Source organism: Erwinia sp. Eh17-17 (assembly GCF_039675725.1).
GTDB lineage: Bacteria > Pseudomonadota > Gammaproteobacteria > Enterobacterales > Enterobacteriaceae > Erwinia.
The window spans coordinates 680,828-699,283 of sequence record NZ_JBDFQT010000001.1 but is presented as its reverse complement, the minus strand read 5'-3'; the positions used below and the strand labels follow the sequence as shown (position 1 = coordinate 699,283).

General features: G+C 52.8%; 16 protein-coding genes, 2 tRNA genes and 3 other RNA genes. 10 read left to right on the top strand and 11 right to left on the bottom strand.

What is annotated here, in order from left to right:
* Positions 1-87: 87 nt before the first annotated feature.
* Positions 88-735, bottom strand: a complete 648-nt coding sequence (locus ABEH87_RS03090; protein ID WP_346573796.1) for a YchE family NAAT transporter — start codon at positions 733-735, stop codon at positions 88-90.
* A gap of 478 nt (positions 736-1,213) precedes the next feature.
* Between ABEH87_RS03090 and adhE the strand changes: the two genes are divergently transcribed.
* Positions 1,214-3,898 carry a bifunctional acetaldehyde-CoA/alcohol dehydrogenase gene (adhE, locus tag ABEH87_RS03085; protein ID WP_346573794.1) on the top strand — a complete coding sequence of 895 codons (2,685 nt, stop codon included), beginning with the start codon at positions 1,214-1,216 and terminating at the stop codon, positions 3,896-3,898.
* Between the two features lie 116 nt (positions 3,899-4,014).
* Here the strand turns inward: adhE and tdk are convergent, their stop codons facing one another.
* On the bottom strand, positions 4,015-4,641 hold the full coding sequence (tdk, locus tag ABEH87_RS03080; protein ID WP_346573792.1) for a thymidine kinase: 627 nt from the start codon (positions 4,639-4,641) through the stop codon (positions 4,015-4,017).
* Between the two features lie 362 nt (positions 4,642-5,003).
* Between tdk and hns the strand changes: the two genes are divergently transcribed.
* Positions 5,004-5,411: a histone-like nucleoid-structuring protein H-NS gene (hns, locus tag ABEH87_RS03075; RefSeq protein WP_346573790.1), complete on the top strand. Its 408-nt coding sequence runs from the start codon at positions 5,004-5,006 to the stop codon at positions 5,409-5,411.
* 137 nt (positions 5,412-5,548) lie between these two features.
* Here the strand turns inward: hns and ABEH87_RS03070 are convergent, their stop codons facing one another.
* The 5 genes from ABEH87_RS03070 to rssA form a co-directional block, all read right to left on the bottom strand.
* On the bottom strand, positions 5,549-6,556 hold the full coding sequence (locus ABEH87_RS03070) for an NAD-dependent epimerase (protein ID WP_346573788.1): 1,008 nt from the start codon (positions 6,554-6,556) through the stop codon (positions 5,549-5,551).
* Between the two features lie 14 nt (positions 6,557-6,570).
* Positions 6,571-7,911, bottom strand: coding sequence for a UDP-glucose/GDP-mannose dehydrogenase family protein (locus tag ABEH87_RS03065; RefSeq protein ID WP_346573787.1), 1,341 nt, complete (start codon positions 7,909-7,911; stop codon positions 6,571-6,573).
* A 26-nt stretch (positions 7,912-7,937) separates the two neighbouring features.
* Positions 7,938-8,846 (bottom strand): UTP--glucose-1-phosphate uridylyltransferase GalU, encoded by a 909-nt coding sequence (gene galU / locus ABEH87_RS03060; RefSeq protein ID WP_346573785.1) that lies wholly within the window; start codon positions 8,844-8,846, stop codon positions 7,938-7,940.
* Between the two features lie 195 nt (positions 8,847-9,041).
* Positions 9,042-10,055, bottom strand: coding sequence for a two-component system response regulator RssB (gene rssB / locus ABEH87_RS03055; protein WP_346573783.1), 1,014 nt, complete (start codon positions 10,053-10,055; stop codon positions 9,042-9,044).
* Positions 10,056-10,148: 93 nt separating this feature from the next.
* A complete protein-coding gene (rssA, locus tag ABEH87_RS03050) occupies positions 10,149-11,060 on the bottom strand; it encodes a patatin-like phospholipase RssA (protein WP_346573781.1) in 912 nt (303 codons plus the stop codon).
* Positions 11,061-11,166: 106 nt separating this feature from the next.
* Between rssA and ABEH87_RS03045 the strand changes: the two genes are divergently transcribed.
* The 8 genes from ABEH87_RS03045 (at position 11,167) to xthA (ending at position 14,492) form a co-directional block, all read left to right on the top strand.
* Entirely contained in the window at positions 11,167-11,628 is a 462-nt protein-coding gene (locus ABEH87_RS03045; protein ID WP_346573779.1) for a YchJ family protein, read from the top strand.
* Between the two features lie 39 nt (positions 11,629-11,667).
* Positions 11,668-12,516, top strand: coding sequence for a formyltetrahydrofolate deformylase (gene purU / locus ABEH87_RS03040; RefSeq protein ID WP_346573777.1), 849 nt, complete (start codon positions 11,668-11,670; stop codon positions 12,514-12,516).
* 143 nt (positions 12,517-12,659) lie between these two features.
* A tRNA-Tyr gene (locus ABEH87_RS03035) sits at positions 12,660-12,744 on the top strand.
* 152 nt (positions 12,745-12,896) lie between these two features.
* Positions 12,897-12,981, top strand: a tRNA-Tyr gene (locus ABEH87_RS03030).
* A gap of 40 nt (positions 12,982-13,021) precedes the next feature.
* Positions 13,022-13,152: non-coding RNA, RtT sRNA (locus ABEH87_RS03025), on the top strand.
* Positions 13,153-13,190: 38 nt separating this feature from the next.
* Positions 13,191-13,321, top strand: a non-coding RNA gene (locus tag ABEH87_RS03020) — RtT sRNA.
* A gap of 38 nt (positions 13,322-13,359) precedes the next feature.
* A non-coding RNA gene (locus ABEH87_RS03015) (RtT sRNA) lies at positions 13,360-13,490 on the top strand.
* 192 nt (positions 13,491-13,682) lie between these two features.
* On the top strand, positions 13,683-14,492 hold the full coding sequence (gene xthA, locus ABEH87_RS03010) for an exodeoxyribonuclease III (RefSeq protein ID WP_346573775.1): 810 nt from the start codon (positions 13,683-13,685) through the stop codon (positions 14,490-14,492).
* A 49-nt stretch (positions 14,493-14,541) separates the two neighbouring features.
* On the opposite strand, the gene ABEH87_RS03005 is transcribed toward xthA, so the two are convergent.
* From ABEH87_RS03005 to ABEH87_RS02990, 4 genes are read right to left on the bottom strand one after another with little or no spacing between them, the layout of a single operon-like run.
* Complete coding sequence (locus ABEH87_RS03005; protein ID WP_346574563.1) at positions 14,542-14,856, bottom strand: YnjH family protein; 315 nt, start codon at positions 14,854-14,856, stop codon at positions 14,542-14,544.
* The gene (locus ABEH87_RS03000; protein WP_346573774.1) at positions 14,856-16,778 is read right to left on the bottom strand and encodes a DNA topoisomerase III; all 1,923 of its coding nucleotides are present in this window, start codon (positions 16,776-16,778) and stop codon (positions 14,856-14,858) included. The genes ABEH87_RS03005 and ABEH87_RS03000 overlap by 1 nt, the downstream gene beginning before the upstream one ends.
* An 18-nt stretch (positions 16,779-16,796) precedes the next feature.
* A complete protein-coding gene (gene selD, locus ABEH87_RS02995) occupies positions 16,797-17,843 on the bottom strand; it encodes a selenide, water dikinase SelD (protein WP_346573772.1) in 1,047 nt (348 codons plus the stop codon).
* A 12-nt stretch (positions 17,844-17,855) separates the two neighbouring features.
* The gene (locus ABEH87_RS02990; protein ID WP_346573770.1) at positions 17,856-18,407 is read right to left on the bottom strand and encodes an NAD(P)H nitroreductase; all 552 of its coding nucleotides are present in this window, start codon (positions 18,405-18,407) and stop codon (positions 17,856-17,858) included.
* Positions 18,408-18,456 lie beyond the last annotated feature (49 nt).

The window sequence follows — 18,456 nt, the reverse complement described above, 5'->3', positions numbered from 1 at the left end:
CTATATTTTGGTGCGCTATTTTTCTGGGCAATAAAAAAAAGCGCATTAAATGCGCCTTTTCCCGATCATCATAGAATTTACAGCGGGTTAATTTGTCAGCCCCGGAAACAGTGCGCGCAATCCAGTCACCACAAATTCAATTCCCAGCGCCATCAACAGTAACCCCATGATACGCGTCACCACGTTGATGCCGGTCTGGCCCAGGACTCTGACCATCAGGGGGGCAGCACGAAACAACAGCCAGCAGCAAAACGCAAACAGCGCGATAGCGACGCTAAAGCCCAACAGATTCTGCCAGCTGTGATAGCGCGTACTCCAGACAATCGTCGAACTGATGGCACCAGGGCCGGCCATCAGCGGTAGCGCCAGCGGAACCACGCCAATACTCTCACGAATGGCGCTCTCCGATTTCTCCTGCTTGTTTTGCTTATCTTCACCCAGCTTGCCGCTGATCATCGACATGGCAATCGTGACAACCAGGATACCACCCGCAATGCGGAAGGAGTCGATGGAAATACCGAAGATATGCAGTATACCGTCGCCCAGGAACAGCGCTGTCCACAGAATGATTGCGACGGACAGGTTGGCCGTCAGGTTGGTCTTGTTTCTCGCAGCCGGTATCTGATAGCTGGTCATACTGATAAAGACCGGGATAATCCCTATGGGGTTAACCAGTGCAAACAGCCCAACAAAAAATTTGATGTAGCCAGACAGATCTAAAAGTGCAGGATTCACTCCGCGCTCCTGTAGAGGGACTGATTGATGGCGGCTAATGTAATAGAAATGACCGATAATAACTATCCCCAAATCATGGAATATCTACCCCGGATAGCCCGCCACAGCCAGTGTTTATCACTAAAAAATAAGAAAAAAACAACACATCGAAAAATCAGCACGTTACATCGTTTTCACTCAGAAAATAAATCGCCACCGGAGGGGATTCATTCTCAGGCTGAATGGTATCAGCTTACATAATTAATGATCTGAATCATCTTTTCACCTTCAGACACCCGTTATGCTCAGGGGCATCAAAAGGAGTTGATAGCGTAGCGAAAGGGGAACAGCCAGCAGGCGCAACCCCAGACTCTTTTAGTAAGCCTATTAGAACCTTTTTAGTCTCCCGGCCAGCATCATCCGGCGTTGTTAAGCGATACGACTATAATGGCTAGTTCTGACTTGTTTACTAATAGAGTTTAACTTTCAGGAGAGCCTCATGGCCGTTACTAATATCACTGAACTTAATGCACTGGTAGAACGTGTTAAAGCAGCCCAGCGCGAATTTGCCACCTTTACTCAGGAACAAGTAGACAAAATTTTCCGCGCCGCCGCACTGGCAGCCGCTGATGCCCGCATTCCTCTGGCCAAAATGGCCGTTACAGAATCCGGGATGGGTATCGTGGAAGATAAAGTGATCAAAAACCACTTCGCCTCCGAATACATCTACAACGCTTATAAAGACGAAAAAACCTGCGGCATTCTTGCTACCGACGATACTTTCGGCACCATCACCATCGCAGAACCTATCGGGATCATTTGTGGTATCGTACCAACCACTAACCCTACCTCTACCGCTATCTTCAAGGCGCTGATCAGCCTCAAAACGCGTAACGGTATCATCTTCTCGCCACACCCTCGCGCTAAAAATGCCACGAACAAAGCGGCTGATATTGTGTTGCAGGCAGCAATTGCTGCGGGTGCGCCGAAAGACATTATCGGCTGGATTGACGTTCCTTCTGTTGAGTTGTCAAACCAACTTATGCACCACCCGGACATCAACCTGATTCTGGCCACCGGTGGTCCAGGCATGGTGAAAGCCGCGTACAGCTCTGGTAAACCGGCTATCGGTGTTGGTGCGGGTAATACCCCGGTCGTTATCGATGAAACGGCGGATATTAAGCGCGCCGTTGCCTCCATCCTGATGTCAAAAACCTTCGACAACGGGGTTATCTGCGCCTCCGAACAGTCTGTGATTGTCGTCGACAGTGCTTATGATGCGGTTCGCGAACGCTTTGCCAGCCACGGCGGCTACATGCTGCAGGGCAAAGAGCTGAAAGCCGTTCAGGACATCATCCTGAAGAATGGCGCGCTGAATGCCGCCATTGTCGGGCAACCAGCCGTGAAAATTGCTGAAATGGCGGGAATCAGTGTCCCAGGCAACACCCGGATCCTGATTGGTGAAGTGAAACTGGTTGACGAGTCAGAGCCCTTCGCGCATGAAAAACTGTCCCCGACGCTGGCAATGTACCGTGCCAAAGACTTTAACGACGCGGTTAGCAAAGCGGAAAAACTGGTGGCTATGGGCGGTATCGGCCATACCTCCTGCCTGTATACCGACCAGGACAATCAGCGTGAACGCGTGAACTACTTCGGCGACAAAATGAAGACGGCGCGTATCCTGATTAACACCCCGGCCTCACAGGGTGGTATCGGTGACCTGTATAACTTTAAACTCGCACCGTCCCTGACGCTGGGCTGTGGCTCATGGGGGGGTAACTCAATTTCTGAAAACGTCGGACCAAAACATCTGATCAACAAGAAAACCGTGGCTAAGCGAGCAGAGAATATGTTGTGGCATAAACTTCCTAAGTCTATCTACTTCCGTCGCGGCTCATTGCCTATCGCACTGGATGAAGTCGCCACCGATGGGGCCAAACGCGCCTTTATCGTCACCGACCGCTTCCTGTTTAATAACGGCTACGCCGACCAGATCGTCAACGTTCTGAAAGCGCGCGGCGTTGAAACCGAAGTGTTCTTTGAAGTCGAAGCCGACCCGACGCTGAGCATTGTTCGTAAAGGTGCTGAACAGATGCACTCCTTTAAACCGGATGTAATTATCGCCCTCGGCGGTGGTTCCCCGATGGATGCTGCGAAAATCATGTGGGTGATGTACGAACATCCGGAAACGCACTTCGAAGAGCTCGCGCTGCGCTTTATGGATATCCGTAAACGTATCTACAAGTTCCCGAAAATGGGTGTCAAAGCGAAAATGATCGCGGTAACCACCACCTCAGGTACCGGTTCTGAAGTCACACCATTTGCCGTCGTCACCGATGACGCAACCGGCCAGAAATATCCGCTGGCAGACTACGCCCTGACCCCGGATATGGCGATTGTTGATGCCAACCTGGTGATGGATATGCCGAAATCTCTGTGCGCCTTCGGTGGGCTTGATGCAGTGACACACGCACTGGAAGCCTATGTGTCTGTGCTGGCGAACGAATACTCAGACGGTCAGGCACTTCAGGCGCTGAAACTGCTGCAGGAAAACCTGCCAGCCAGCTATAACGAAGGGGCTAAAAACCCGGTTGCACGTGAACGCGTCCATAACGCCGCCACTATCGCAGGTATCGCGTTTGCCAACGCCTTCCTTGGGGTGTGTCACTCTATGGCGCACAAGCTGGGTTCAGAGTTCCATATTCCTCACGGTCTGGCGAACTCGCTGCTGATTTGTAACGTCATCCGCTATAACGCCAACGACAACCCGACTAAACAGACTGCGTTTAGCCAGTACGACCGCCCTCAGGCTCGTCGTCGTTACGCTGAAATTGCTGACCACCTGCGCCTCAGTGCACCGGGTGACCGCACCGCACAGAAAATTGAAAAACTGCTGGTGTGGCTGGACGGAATGAAAGCCGAACTGGGTATTCCTAAATCTATCCGTGAAGCGGGCGTACAGGAAGCTGACTTCCTGGCTAAGGTGGACAAGCTGGCCGATGACGCATTCGATGACCAGTGCACCGGCGCTAACCCACGTTATCCGCTGATTGCAGAATTGAAACAAATCATGCTGGATAGCTTCTACGGTCGTGACTTTGTTGAGCCCTTTGCAGAAGTTGCTGATGCCGTCAGCGCAGTCGCAGGCGAAACAAAGAAAACTGAGCGTAAAGCGAAACGATAAGCGCTGAGCAATAAAAAAACCCGCAGATTGCGGGTTTTTTTATGAACAGAAGCGTAAGCCATGCTTATAGGCTTATTATCGGTCAGGAGTAAAAAATCAGCCGGCGTCAGAAGATGTCAGAAATTCTCAGCGGCGTGATGGCGGCCATAAATAGCGTGGGGTGAACCACTCGCCAGCGCTTCATAGTAGTGCTTACGACACACTGAGACATAACGCTCATTGCCCCCTATTTCCACCTGCGCCCCTTCTTTAAACGGCATTCCGGTTTCATCCAGGCGTAATACCATGCTGGCTTTTCTGCCGCAGTGGCAAATGGTTTTTAATTCAACCAGCTTATCAGACCAAGCCAGCAGATACTGACTGCCGGTAAATAATTCGCCGCGAAAATCTGTACGCAATCCGTAACAAAGTACAGGTATATCTAAATCATCGACAACATCAGATAATGTTTTTACCTGATCGCGCGTTAAAAACTGACATTCATCGACCAGCACACAGTGAACCGGTTCCATCTGATGCTCAGCGTTTATCTCATCATACAAAAGCGTACTGTTATTAAACAACTTAGCAGGCGAGGAAAGACCGATACGGGAACTGACCCGACCGGCGCCAAATCGGTTATCAATTTCGGCGGTATAGATCAGCGTGCGCATACCGCGCTCATGGTAATTATAAGAAGACTGCAACAACGCCGTCGACTTTCCGGCATTCATTGCTGAGTAATAGAAATAAAGTTGAGCCATCAGCCCTACTCCAGGAGTCACCAAAGATGGCTGAAGTGTATCATAAAGTGAAGAAGTGAACGCTTTCAGGTAAGGAATATCCCATGGAGCCAATACAGAGAAATGGCATGTCAGGCACAACCTGCACAGAATTTAACTATAAACAAACCCCGGCAATGTGGTGCATTACCGCAAAAAAACGAGGTTAAAATGAAGATTATTTTTCTGCCTTTAGATATTCGCGAATCACTCAATCAACTATTTTTTGCTGGCTATTAGCTCATTCAGACTTCTTACAAAATTAACTATTGCAGTTAGCAAGAGCGAACACTATTATTATCAGGCAGAATCATCCCTATCAATATAATTTAGAGAATTGGACAATGAGCGAAGCACTTAAAATCCTGAACAATATCCGCACGCTGCGTGCCCAGGCAAGAGAATGTAGCCTGGAAACGTTGGAAGAAATGCTGGAGAAACTGGAAGTTGTCGTTAATGAACGTCGCGACGAAGACAGCCAGGCTCAGGCAGAAGTTGAAGAACGTACGCGCAAACTCCAGCAGTATCGCGATATGCTTATCGCTGACGGTATTGATCCTAATGAATTACTGTCTACTCTGGCTGCGGCTAAAGCACCGGGTAAAGCAAAACGTGCAGCGCGTCCGGCTAAATACTCTTACATCGACGAAAACGGCGAAAGCAAAACCTGGACAGGTCAGGGCCGTACCCCAGCCGTAATCAAGAAAGCGATCGAAGAGCAAGGCAAAAAGCTGGAAGATTTCCTGCTGTAATTCTGCTCAGGGTCCGTCTCTACTACCCCATATTTAAATGGGGTTTTTTTGGTCCTACTTTTAGTAATAATCACCAGGTACAGATAAAAAAAGGGAGCCGCATGGCTCCCTTTTCTTTACTCTGCTCTGACAGGCATTTAAACCTGATAGAAACCTTTGTACCACTCAACGAAGCGAGCCACACCTTCACTCACCGACGTTTGCGGTTTAAATCCAATCACCTTATAAAGCGCCGAGGTATCAGCGCTGGTTTCCATCACGTCGCCAGGCTGCATAGGCAGCATATTTTTCTCCGCAACCTGACCCAGAGCACTCTCCAGCGCTTCAATATACGCCATCAGCGTCACCGGCTGGCTGTTACCGATATTATAAACCCGGTACGGTGCCGAGCTGGTTGCCGGACTCCCCTCCTCTACCGTCCAGTCTTTATCCGACTGAGGGATAACATCTTGCAGGCGTAAAATAGCCTCGGCGATGTCATCGATATAGGTAAAGTCACGGCGCATCTCACCGTGGTTATAAACGTCTATTTTTTCACCTGCGATAATAGCGCGGGTAAATTTAAACAGCGCCATATCCGGGCGTCCCCACGGACCATATACGGTAAAGAAGCGCAGGCCCGTGGTCGGAATACCATAAAGATGAGAATAGGTATGAGACATCAGTTCGTTGGCTTTTTTCGTCGCCGCATAAAGCGACACGGGATGGTCAACGGAATCGTCAGTGGAGAACGGCATCTTACGGTTAAGACCATATACCGAACTGGAAGAGGCATACAGCAGGTGTTCAACCTGATTGTGGCGACATCCCTCAAGAATATTCAGATGTCCCGTCAGATTAGCATCAGCGTAAGCCAGCGGATTATCCAGCGAATAACGCACGCCTGCCTGGGCAGCAAGGTGGATAACACGCTGGAAGCGCTGAGAGCGGAACAGCTCGGCGATGCCTTCACGATCGGCAAGGTCGCCTTTCACAAAGGTAAAATCAGGGTGGGTATTAATCAGATCAAGACGGGAGGTCTTGAGATTGACGTCATAATAATCATTCAGGTTGTCGAGACCGACAACCTGGTGACCGGCAGCAAGCAGACGTTGGGTGACATGGAAGCCAATAAAACCTGCTGCGCCGGTGACCAGATATTTCATACTACCCTCGTTAATTATGCAATTTGAAGAGATGCTCCGCGGCCGATTGCATAATAAACAAAACCGCGCTTGCTGATTCTTTCCGGATCATACAGGTTACGACCATCAAAAATCACGGGTTCTTTCAGAGCATTTTTAATGACGTCAAAATCAGGTGCACGGAAGTTCTGCCATTCGGTACAGATGACCAGGCCATCAGCACCCTGCAGAGCCGCCTCTTTGGTTCCCATCAGCTTGAGATCGCTGCGGTGACCATAAATGCGCTGTGCTTCGTCCATCGCTTCAGGGTCAAACGCCTGAACCGTTGCACCTGCCTGCCATAACGCTTCCATCAGCACACGACTGGATGCTTCACGCATATCATCGGTGTTAGGTTTGAATGACAGCCCCCACACGGCAAAGGTCTTGCCCTGCAGATTGTCACCAAAGTGGCGCTTAATGAAGGTTGGCAGTTTATTTTTCTGTGAATCGTTCACATCTTCTACCGCCTGCAACAGACGCGGCTTATAGCCAATCTGTTCTGCGGTGCGGATCAGCGCCTGGACATCTTTCGGGAAGCAGGAACCACCGTAACCGCAGCCAGGATAGATAAACGAATAGCCGATACGTGAATCAGAACCAATACCCTGACGGACTTTTTCAACATCCGCACCCAGGCGTTCTGCCAGGTTTGAGATCTCATTCATAAAGCTGATTTTGGTCGCCAGCATGCAGTTAGCCGCATACTTGGTCAATTCAGCACTACGAATATCCATCAGGATCATACGATCGTGATTACGGTTAAACGGCTCATAGAGTTCACGCAGCAGTTCAACCACATCGTCATTATCAGTACCGATAACAATACGTTCAGGACGCATACAGTCGCTGACTGCAGCCCCTTCTTTCAGGAACTCAGGGTTGGAGACAACATCAAAGGTCAGGTCAGCGCCGCGCCCTTTCAGTGTTTCTTCCATTACCTGACGGACCTTATCGGCCGTACCCACTGGCACCGTCGACTTGTCCAGTACCACTTTGTGGTCCTGCATATGCTGAGCAATGGTACGCGCCACGGCGGTAACATATTTCAGGTCAGCCGAGCCATCTTCATCCGGTGGCGTGCCGACAGCAATGAACTGCATCACACCATGGTTAACGCCAGCTTCAGCGTCAGTGGAGAACTTAAGGCGACCCGCCTCATAGTTCTGCATAACCAGCGGCGTCAGGCCCGGTTCAAATATAGGAATGATCCCTTTCTTCAGATTCTCGACTTTGTTCTCGTCGACATCGATGCAAAGAACGTCATGTCCGACTTCGGCCAGAACTGCAGCCTGAACCAGACCAACATAGCCGATACCAAATACGGTGACTTTCATTGAATTGTCCCGGTTAGAAATTAAACTTACTTTTTATTACCAACGGTGCTTTCCAGCCAGGCTTTGAAATCGCTGCCTAAGGTGTTATGACGCACACCGTATTCAACGAAGGCCTGCATGTAGCCCAGTTTGTTACCGCAGTCATGGCTAACACCTTTCAGGTGGTAAGCTTCTACGGTTTCTTTTTCCATCAGCATGGCGATTGAGTCAGTCAGCTGAATTTCATCGCCCGCACCTGGAGGGGTTTTCGCCAGCAGAGGCCAGATATCCGCAGACAGAATGTAGCGACCAACAACCGCGAGGTTAGAAGGGGCTTTGTCAGCTTTTGGCTTCTCTACAACGCCAACCATCGGTGCGCTGTCGCCAGGCTTCAGTTCTGCGCCCTGGCAGTCAACCACACCGTACGCGGTCACGTCGGCAACAGGTTCAACCATGATCTGGCTGTGGCCGGTTTCGTCGAAGCGCTTCATCATCTCTGCCAGGTTTTCTTTTGACAGGTCAGATTCATATTCATCAATGATGACGTCTGGCAGGATCACCGCCACAGGCTCATTGCCAATCACCGGCCAGGCACACATCACCGCGTGGCCGAGGCCTTTCGCCAGACCCTGACGGACCTGCATGATGGTAACGTGTGGTGGACAGATTGACTGAATCTCTTCCAGCAGCTGACGCTTAACGCGTTTTTCCAGCATTGCTTCCAGCTCAAAACTGGTATCGAAGTGGTTTTCAATGGAGTTTTTAGAAGAGTGCGTAACCAGCACAATTTCATTGATCCCAGCGGCGATACACTCGTTTACGACATACTGAATCAGCGGCTTATCAACCAGCGGCAGCATCTCTTTTGGAATCGCTTTGGTGGCAGGCAACATACGTGTTCCCAAACCAGCAACAGGGATAACCGCTTTTTTTACTTTGGACTTATAGGCAGACATCAAAGTACCTCTCTTTAGGCCGTTCAAGTTATTACTTGATATGTCGAGTTAAAATAACGAAGTGAGTATATCAGTTGAACCCACGCGGATTTATCCTGGTTAGACCATTTCTACGCAAATTAAGACTATTACCTAAGTGTAAAGCGAATCACTGGCCCTGTCTTGCAGGGCCAGATGAAAATAGTCGCGCCAAGGCTAATCTGTAGACAACATCAGGCGTAGCCGCCCTCCGGCGCCCCATACCTGACACTGCCAGGCATCGGCGCGCTGGCTGATTTGATTAAGATGTGTGCTGCCAAAGGTGCCAAGAGGAACGCCATTGCTCAGCTGAATTTGGTGGGTCTGGATATTCAGCGTGGCATTTAAACCCGCGGAAACCAGAATGAGATTCTTTAATCCCTGATGATAATAACCAACCAGCAGTGGGAACTGCCCTTTAAGATTGGCCTGCCTTAGCAGCAGATTGACCTGTTTAAGTAACGCACCGAGTTCAGGCAGCCGCGGCCCCTGGCCGGATAGCTGCTCCTGCAAAAGACCATTGAACAATGCCCGCAGCAGCAGGGCTGCAAGCACGCCGTTGTCCCCTGCACGCGTCACGTCCAGACAGTAGAAAGCCAGATCTTTGTCTGAGAGCGCGGCAACATCCAGCACCAGCCCCGGCTGCTCAGCCATAGTCAACTGGCGATAGTTAATCCGGCAGTTGGCGATCGTCTGTTGCACGGGCGGTTGCAGCTCTTTCAGCAGCTTCGCGGCGGCCTGAGGATCGCTGACCAGCGCATCCCAGTCCTGGAACAGCTGCTCGTCCTCTTCGACTTTCGAGGTAAACATCGACGGATAAAGGCACTCAAACACCGCTTCACGCAGTCTTCCCAGATCTTTCACCGGTTTAAGCAAGACGTCCTGTACGCCAAGACGCAGAACGTGCGCAATATCTGACATGTTCTCCGTGGCAGAAATGACCAGAATCGGTATGGCACCGCCCTTGCTCCGCACATGTTCCACCAGTTGGATCCCGCCCATTCGCGGCATCGCCAGATCGCATATCATCAGATCGGGAAGCGAATGAGTCATGGTTTCCAGCGCATGAACACCATCATCAGCCAGGCTGACGGTGGCACCAAGGGCGCTCAGAAAATTATCCAGCAGGGAACGGAAAACGACTTCGTCCTCAACGATGAGAATGTGTTTTCCCGTTAATGGTTTTTCCATTGTATCCCCCTGCATTACAGATACCTCAATAGTGGCCTATAAACGCCCTTTGCGCCTCTCAGAATTGACTGAAGTCGTCGCTTTTCGACCACGCTATTGCCTGTCACGAACCAAAGGCAACAATTCATCCATTTGTTTCTCAACTGAAAGCCTCCCCGCTTCAATCGCTTCTTCTGCACGATGAAAATCCAGGGTGGAAATTTGTGGGCAGAAAGGCTGTAGCAGAACATCAGGGGGATCGCCCGCCATGCGGTTACGCTTGAGGCGATTCTCCAACACCTGAATAGAAGTGGACATAATTTCCATCGCGCCAGGCGTGTAATTCAGCTTGCGCGACGTCATACGACCAATGCGCTGACGCAAACGGTCACGCCAGCTATCAGGCTGGGCTGACTGGGGGTTAACATCCGAAGATTCTGGCGTCACAGAGAAGAGGTCCTGCTGCATCAGATGCGCATCGTGCTGCAGGTCAACAGCAATGACAATATCGGCGCCCAGCGCACGCGTCAGTGAAATTGGCACCGGATTGACCACCGCACCATCCACCAGCCAGTAACCGTTCCAGCTAACTGGCGCCAGCAGACCGGGCATGCTGCAGGAGGCCCTTACCGCCTGATGCAGATCGCCTTCCGTCAACCACAGCTCACGCCCGGTGCTCAGGTTGGTGGCAACGGCGCCAAAAGGGAGATCGCACTGCTCAATGGTATCGCAGTCAATCAGCCTGCGCACGTGGCTAAAGACGCGCTCGCCGCGAATCAGACCACCGCGTTGCCAGGAGAGATCCATCAGGCGAATGACCTGCCAGTAACTGAAGGAGCGCACCCAGCGCTCCATAACGGGCAGGCGATGAGTGGCATAAGCCGCACCCACCAGCGCGCCGACAGAACACCCTGCCACGACGTCAATACGAATACCCGCGCGTTCCAGAGCGTTAATCACCCCGATATGCGCCCATCCTTTGGCTGCACCCGATCCCAGCGCAAGTCCGATTTTAACCTGTCTCATTACACCTCTGGCCCTGCTGAAAGAACACAATGGCATCACCGCGACTGCCCGGTTATCATGACGCCTGAACTGCTTTTTTACCTGTTATAAAACTTCCGGAGTCAACGTGTCTGAACATTGTCCGTGCCGTAGCGGATTGCAGTATAGCTTATGTTGTGGGCCGTATCTAAATGGTACTGCAATACCAGATTCGCCAGAGGCGCTGATGCGCTCGCGCTACAGCGCTTATGTGATGCAGGATACACGTTATCTGGTTGCCACCTGGCACCCTTCCTGCCACGCTGAGCGATTTAGCGCGGCGATTGAAGAGAGCTATCCTTCGACGCAGTGGCTGGGATTAACCCTCCTGAGTCATGAAACAGTGCCGGAATCTAATCAGGGTTATGTGACTTTTTTTGCTCGATTTACTGAAAATGGCCGTGAAAGTTTTATTCATGAACGTTCACGCTTTCTTCGTGAGGAACAACGCTGGTACTATATTGACGGCACTTTCCCGCCAATCGGGCGTAATGACCAGTGTCCGTGTGGCTCTGGAAAAAAATACAAGAAATGCTGTGGTCACTCTTGACCCGGATTTCCCTTTTGTATCGACAGGATTACCATCGCAATGCAAGCGCAAACACTGCAACGTAAAGTTCTACGCACTATCTGCCCGGACGCTAAAGGGTTGATCGCGAAAATCACCAATATTTGCTACAAGCACGAGCTGAACATTGTACAAAACAATGAGTTCGTCGACCATCGCACCGGGCGTTTCTTTATGCGTACCGAGCTGGAAGGCATCTTCAATGACACCACGCTGCTGGCTGACCTCGACAGCGCCCTGCCAGCTGGTTCAGTGCGCGAACTGCAGCCAGCCGGCCGTCGCCGCATTGTCATTCTGGTCACTAAAGAGGCGCACTGCCTGGGTGACCTGCTGATGAAGAGTGCTTACGGCGGGCTGGACGTAGAAATTGCGGCCGTGATTGGCAACCACGATACGCTGCGCACGCTGGTTGAACGCTTTGATATTCCGTTCGTTCTGGTCAGCCATGAGGGCTTAACCCGCGACGAACACGACACCAATATGGCGGCGGAAATTGACCGTTACCAGCCTGACTATGTGGTACTGGCAAAATACATGCGTGTGCTGACGCCAGGTTTTGTCCAGCGCTACCCGAACCAGATTATCAATATTCACCACTCTTTCCTCCCTGCCTTTATCGGCGCACGCCCCTACCATCAGGCGTACGAACGCGGAGTGAAAATTATCGGAGCCACCGCGCACTATGTGAATGACAATCTGGATGAAGGTCCGATCATCATGCAGGACGTGATCCATGTTGATCACACCTACACGGCTGAAGACATGATGCGGGCTGGTCGTGATGTGGAGAAAAATGCCCTGAGCCGCGCCCTGTATCAGGTGCTGGCGCAGCGCGTGTTTGTTTACGGTAACCGCACCATCATTCTGTGACCCGGATGATGCTGTTTTGTATGACAAAACAGCATCACGGGTAAAAAAACGACAAACGCGCCACTTTATGCAAAACGGGGCTTTACAGTGTCACTTCATTTGATATGATGCGCCCCGCTTAACAAGCACAGTGTCAGGCCAGTGGTGGGGTTCCCGAGCGGCCAAAGGGAGCAGACTGTAAATCTGCCGTCATCGACTTCGAAGGTTCGAATCCTTCCCCCACCACCATTTCCTGTCTCACGATACGAAATGTCCGTCATACCGCTGCAGAATTCCCTACGGGAAGGATGAGAAGATTCGATATCGACATTCGGATTGAACGCGGTGGGACAACGCCATTCCACGAATTCAGACTTTGTACTTGTTAACACGCTTCCCCTGGTGGGGTTCCCGAGCGGCCAAAGGGAGCAGACTGTAAATCTGCCGTCATCGACTTCGAAGGTTCGAATCCTTCCCCCACCACCATCTTTAAGTACCCGTACACTGCCAAATTTGCTCCACAATTCCATGCTCCCCACGGGGAAGGATGAGAAGCTTCGACCCGAAGGTTTGAGTCGAACGCAGTGAGACAACGCCACCTGTGGCGGCCCGCAGGGCAAGGAGCGCAGCGACGCAGTCATCCTTCCCCCACCACCATCTTTAAGTACCCGTACTGCCAAATTTGCTCCACACCTCCATGTTCCCCAAGGAGAAGGATGAGAAGCTTCGACCCGAAGGTTTGAGTCGAACGCAGTGAGACAACGCCACCTGTGGCGGCCCGCAGGGCAAGGAGCGTAGCGACGCAGTCATCCTTCCCCCACCACCATCTTAAAGTACCCGTACTGCCAAATTTGCTCCACACCTCCATGTTCCCCATGGGGAAGGATGAGAAGCTTCGACCCGAAGGTTTGAGTCGAACGCAGTGAGACAACGCCACCCGTGGCGGCCCGCAGGGCAAGGAGCGCAGCGACGCAGTCATCCTTCCCCCACCACCATCTTTAAGTACCCGTACACTGCCAAATTTGCTCCACACTTCCATGTTCCCCACGGGGAAGGATGAGAAGCTTCGACCCGAAGGTTTGAGTCGAACGCAGTGGGACAACGCCACCTGTCACAGCAATATTTCGTTATCAGCCTGACATCTGCTACCATTCCGCCCTCTTTTCTCACGCTAAATGGCCTGCGCTATGAAATTTGTTTCTTTTAATATCAACGGGCTGCGCGCTCGACCTCATCAACTTGCCGCTATTGTTGAACAGCATCAGCCGTACGTGATTGGCCTGCAGGAAACTAAAGTTCACGACGATATGTTCCCGCTCGAAGACGTGGCGAAACTCGGCTATAACGTGTTTTATCACGGCCAGAAAGGCCACTATGGTGTCGCACTATTGACCAAAGAAGCGCCGATCGCCGTGCGCAGGGGCTTCGACGGTGATGATGAAGATGCACAGCGCCGGATCATCATGGCGGATATCCAGACCCCTTCTGGTCCGCTCACCGTAATTAACGGTTACTTCCCACAGGGTGAAAGTCGTGACCATCCCACCAAATTCCCGGCGAAAGAGAAATTCTATCGCGACCTGCAAAGCTATCTGGAACACCAGCAGAAAGCGGAAAATCAGGTGCTGATTATGGGCGATATGAATATCAGCAGCAGCGATCTGGACATTGGTATTGGTGATGATAACCGTAAGCGCTGGCTGCGCACCGGCAAATGCTCTTTCCTGCCGGAAGAGCGTGAATGGATGGATCGCCTGATGAACTGGGGCCTGGTCGATACCTGGCGCGCGCAAAACACCGACGTCAACGACCGCTTCTCCTGGTTCGATTACCGCTCCAGGGGCTTTGACGATAATCGCGGACTGCGTATCGACCTGGTTCTCGCCAGTAAGCCGCTGGCTGAGCGCTGTATTGCCACCGGCATTGATTACGACATCCGCGCCATGGAAAAACCGTCTGACCACGCCCCTATCTGGGCACAGTTTGATTTCTCATAGCGGTGGATAAAAAAAATGCCTGCCGTCAGGCAGGCATCTCAGGCTGCGATCATTTCACAATACGCCAGATAAGATTGTTGGTTCCCAGCGACTGCGGGTCGCGGGCGCACTGCAACAGTACGCCTTCACTCTTCAGCACCGCACCTTCCGTATAGCTCTGGTTCTCATAGATACAGCAATTCTGACAGGACGACTGATTATTGTTACGTCCCTGAGTCCAGACTTCAGGGGGCATATCCACCACGACATCAGTGTTACCGCCGCTGTTGTTACCGCCATGCCCCTGCCCGCTGCTGATATAGCGTTCAGCCATTGCCGATGAGCTGAGGGTCAACAACAGGGCTACTGCCAGATACCGTTTCATCACTCGCTTTCCTTCTCTTTCGTCGCTTTACGACGTGGCTTTTTCTTTGCCGCCGCTGCCGGAGCCGTCACGCCGCGAAAAGCCTGTGCGGAGGGTTGCTGCCGCGCCTGGTGGATCAGACTGTGCAGAGTTTCTACCAGAGGGAACATAAAATCCTGATAGCGACACTGCTTCTCACTGATTTTAGTCAGCGTGGACTCCCACTGCGCGGTCATATCTGGCCGCGCTGCCATTTCTGGCAGTGAGTGGATTAACGCGCGTCCCGCCGGGCTGGCGTGAATATAACGCCCTTTTTTAAACAAAAAAGTCCGTTTAAACAGCAGCTCGATAATGCCGGCACGCGTAGCTTCCGTTCCTAATCCATCGGTCGCACGCAGCACTTTCTTTAGATCTTTATCCTGCACAAAGCGGGCAATGCCCGTCATAGCTGACAGCAGGGTCGCATCGGTGAAAGGACGCGGTGGCTGAGTCTGCTTGGCCACCACTTCACCACGCTCGCACAGCAGATCGTCGCCTTTTGCCACGACCGGCAGCGGCGTGCCGTCATTTTCTTCATCCCGCTCTTTGCTTCCCAGCAGCGCGCGCCAGCCTGCTTCAGCCAGAAATCGTGCTTTTGCGACGAATTTGCCGCCGGCGATATCCAGTTCGATCACGCACTTGCGGTACACGGCATCCGGGCAGAACTGCATCAGGTACTGCGTGGCAATCAGCCGGTATATTTTCTGCTCATTATCAGTCAGGCTCACCCGGCTGCTGCGTGCGGTCGGAACAATGGCATGGTGAGCATCGACTTTTTTATCATCCCAGCAGCGGTTTTTCAGGTCACTGTTGAAGTCCGCTGGCGGGGTCAAGTCAGGCTGATGGACATTAATGGCATTCAGCACCGCCTGACGCCCGGCGAAATGTTCGTCAGGCAGGTAGCGGCTGTCTGAACGCGGATAGGTGATCAGCTTATGGGTTTCGTATAAGCGCTGGCAGGTATCAAGAACGATTTGTGCACTTAGTCCGAAACGCTTGCCCGCCTCAATCTGTAAGGCAGACAGAGAAAAGGGTAAAGGCGCGGTATCGTTCTCGCGCTTATCATTGTAACTGGTGACGCGCGCAGGCTGGCCGTCGATGCGCGCCACCACGTGATCGGCCAGCGGTCGATGAAGCAGCCGACCTTCTTCATCCTGATAAGGCTCGCAGGACTCGCTGGGCTGCCAGAGCGCGACAAAACGCTCCTCTTTAGGCGTAACGATATGGGCTTTTACTTCAAAGAAGTCTTTCGCTACGAAGTTTTCAATTTCTTCATCGCGCCGCACCACCAGCCCCAGCACCGGCGTCTGTACACGGCCGACTGACAGTACGCCATCATATCCGGCGTTACGCCCCAGCAGAGTGTACGCGCGGGTCATATTGATGCCGTAAAGCCAGTCGGCGCGCGAACGCGCCAGCGCCGAGACGCACAGCGGGATGAATTCGCGGTTTTCACGCAGCCGCCCGATGGCTCTTTCCACCGCCTGCGGGTTGAGATCGTTGATCAGGCAGCGTTGCACCTTTGCCCGCTTCTCTGCGGGCATCGTCAGATAATCCAGCACCTCGTCAACCAGCAGCTGACCCTCGCGGTCCGGGTCACCGGCGTGGACCACTTCGCTGGCCTGAGCCAGCAGCCCTTTAATCACATTAAGCTGTTTGGCCACTGAAGGGCGCGGCTGGAGCTGCCACTTTTCCGGCACAATGGGCAGATCAGCCAGCGACCAGCGCGCAAAGCGGCTGTTATAGCTGTCTGGCTGAGCCTGTTCTAACAGGTGCCCCACGCACCAGGTCACTACCTGGTCGGGACCACAAGCAATGTAACCATCACCGCGGCGGTGAGGCTTCGGCAGGACATCCGCAATAGCGCGGGCAAGACTGGGTTTCTCGGCAATAAACAAACGCATCCGGGGGTGAATTCCTGCTCAGGGTTTGACTTCAATAACGGCCCGTCCGGCAACCGCCGGCAGGAGTTCGCCAATGGGGGTTAGCGAAATGGCATGGTCGGCGGCGATAGCCTCAACCGCAGCCTCTGAACCGGGTAACACCGCCAGCAGCAGTCCGCCAGAGGTTTGCGGATCGCACAGTAACTGGCGCTGCGCATCGTTCATGGCCCCCACCAGATGTCCGTAGCTGGCGAAGTTACGCCCGGTGCCACCGGGTACGCAGCCCAGGGCGATATACTCTTCCACACCCGACAGCCTTGGGATGGCGCTGAACCACAGATCGGCATGCAGACCTGCCCCCTGGCACATCTCGCTGAGGTGCCCCAGCAGACCGAAACCGGTGACGTCAGTCATCGCACTGACGCCCGCCTCAGCAGCGAAGGCGGCTCCCACCTGGTTAAGCTGACACATGGTTGCCGTTGCCAGGCCCTGATGTTCCTGACGCAGCAGTGATTTTTTCTCTGCAGTAGTCAGAACGCCTATGCCCAGCGGCTTGGTAATATAGAGGCGACAACCCGGCAGCGCTTCACTGTTGCGCTTCACCTGAGCAGTATTGACCATGCCGGTCACGGCCAGGCCAAAGATCGGCTCCGGTGCATCGATAGAGTGCCCGCCCGCCAGGCTGATACCGGCCTGTTCACACACGCTGCGCCCGCCTTCTATCACCTTACGTGCAATCTCCGGTGCCAGCACGTTAACCGGCCAGCCGAGAATGGCAATCGCCATGATCGGTTTACCCCCCATCGCCCAGATGTCGCTGATGGCGTTAGTGGCTGCAATGCGTCCGAAATCGTAAGGATCGTCGACGACAGGCATAAAAAAGTCGGTGGTGCTGATGACCGCCGTGCCGTTACCCAGATCGTAAACCGCCGCATCATCACGTGTCTCATTGCCCACCAGCAGATTAGGATCGGTGCGCAACGGGTGTTCGCTGTGCAGAATGGTATCCAGCACCTTCGGGGAAATTTTGCATCCGCAGCCTGCTCCGTGGCTGTACTGCGTCAGACGAATCGCGTTCTCGTTCATCCCTGGCCCCACTCAGAAATAGCTAACGAATGGCGCAGTGTCGGACGGCACGACATTTGTCGACGATTTCAGCTGCGGCGTTCCCAGGTAGAGGAAGCCAACAATGGCGTCCTGCTGACGACAATGGAAAGCCTGACGCACCGCGTCATTCTCTGTCCAGGAGCCGGTGCGCCAGATACCGTTGAAGCCCTGGGCCGCAGCGGCCATCTGCATTGCCATCACGGCACACCCGGCTGAAACCACCTGTTCCCAGCGTGGAACTTTTGCATGCTCTTCACAATGTGCCACCACAGTGATAATCATCGGCGCACGAAACGGTGCCTGCCTGGCTTTGTCGATCGCTTTCTCATCGAGTTTGCCGTCAACCGACACGCTCTCCAGCAGCTTGCTCAGGCGGTCGCGCCCTTCATTTTCAACAATGACAAAGCGCCAGGGTTGCAGTGTGCCGTGGTCGGGAGCGCGCATTCCTGCACGTAGAATATTTTCCAGTACCTCTCCTGCCGGGGCGGGTGCCGCCAGACGCGATGCAGAGCGACGGTTCACCAGTAATTCCAGAGCATCCATTACTTCCTCCTGATAATAATTTGTATCCCGCAGAAACTAGCACAGGATG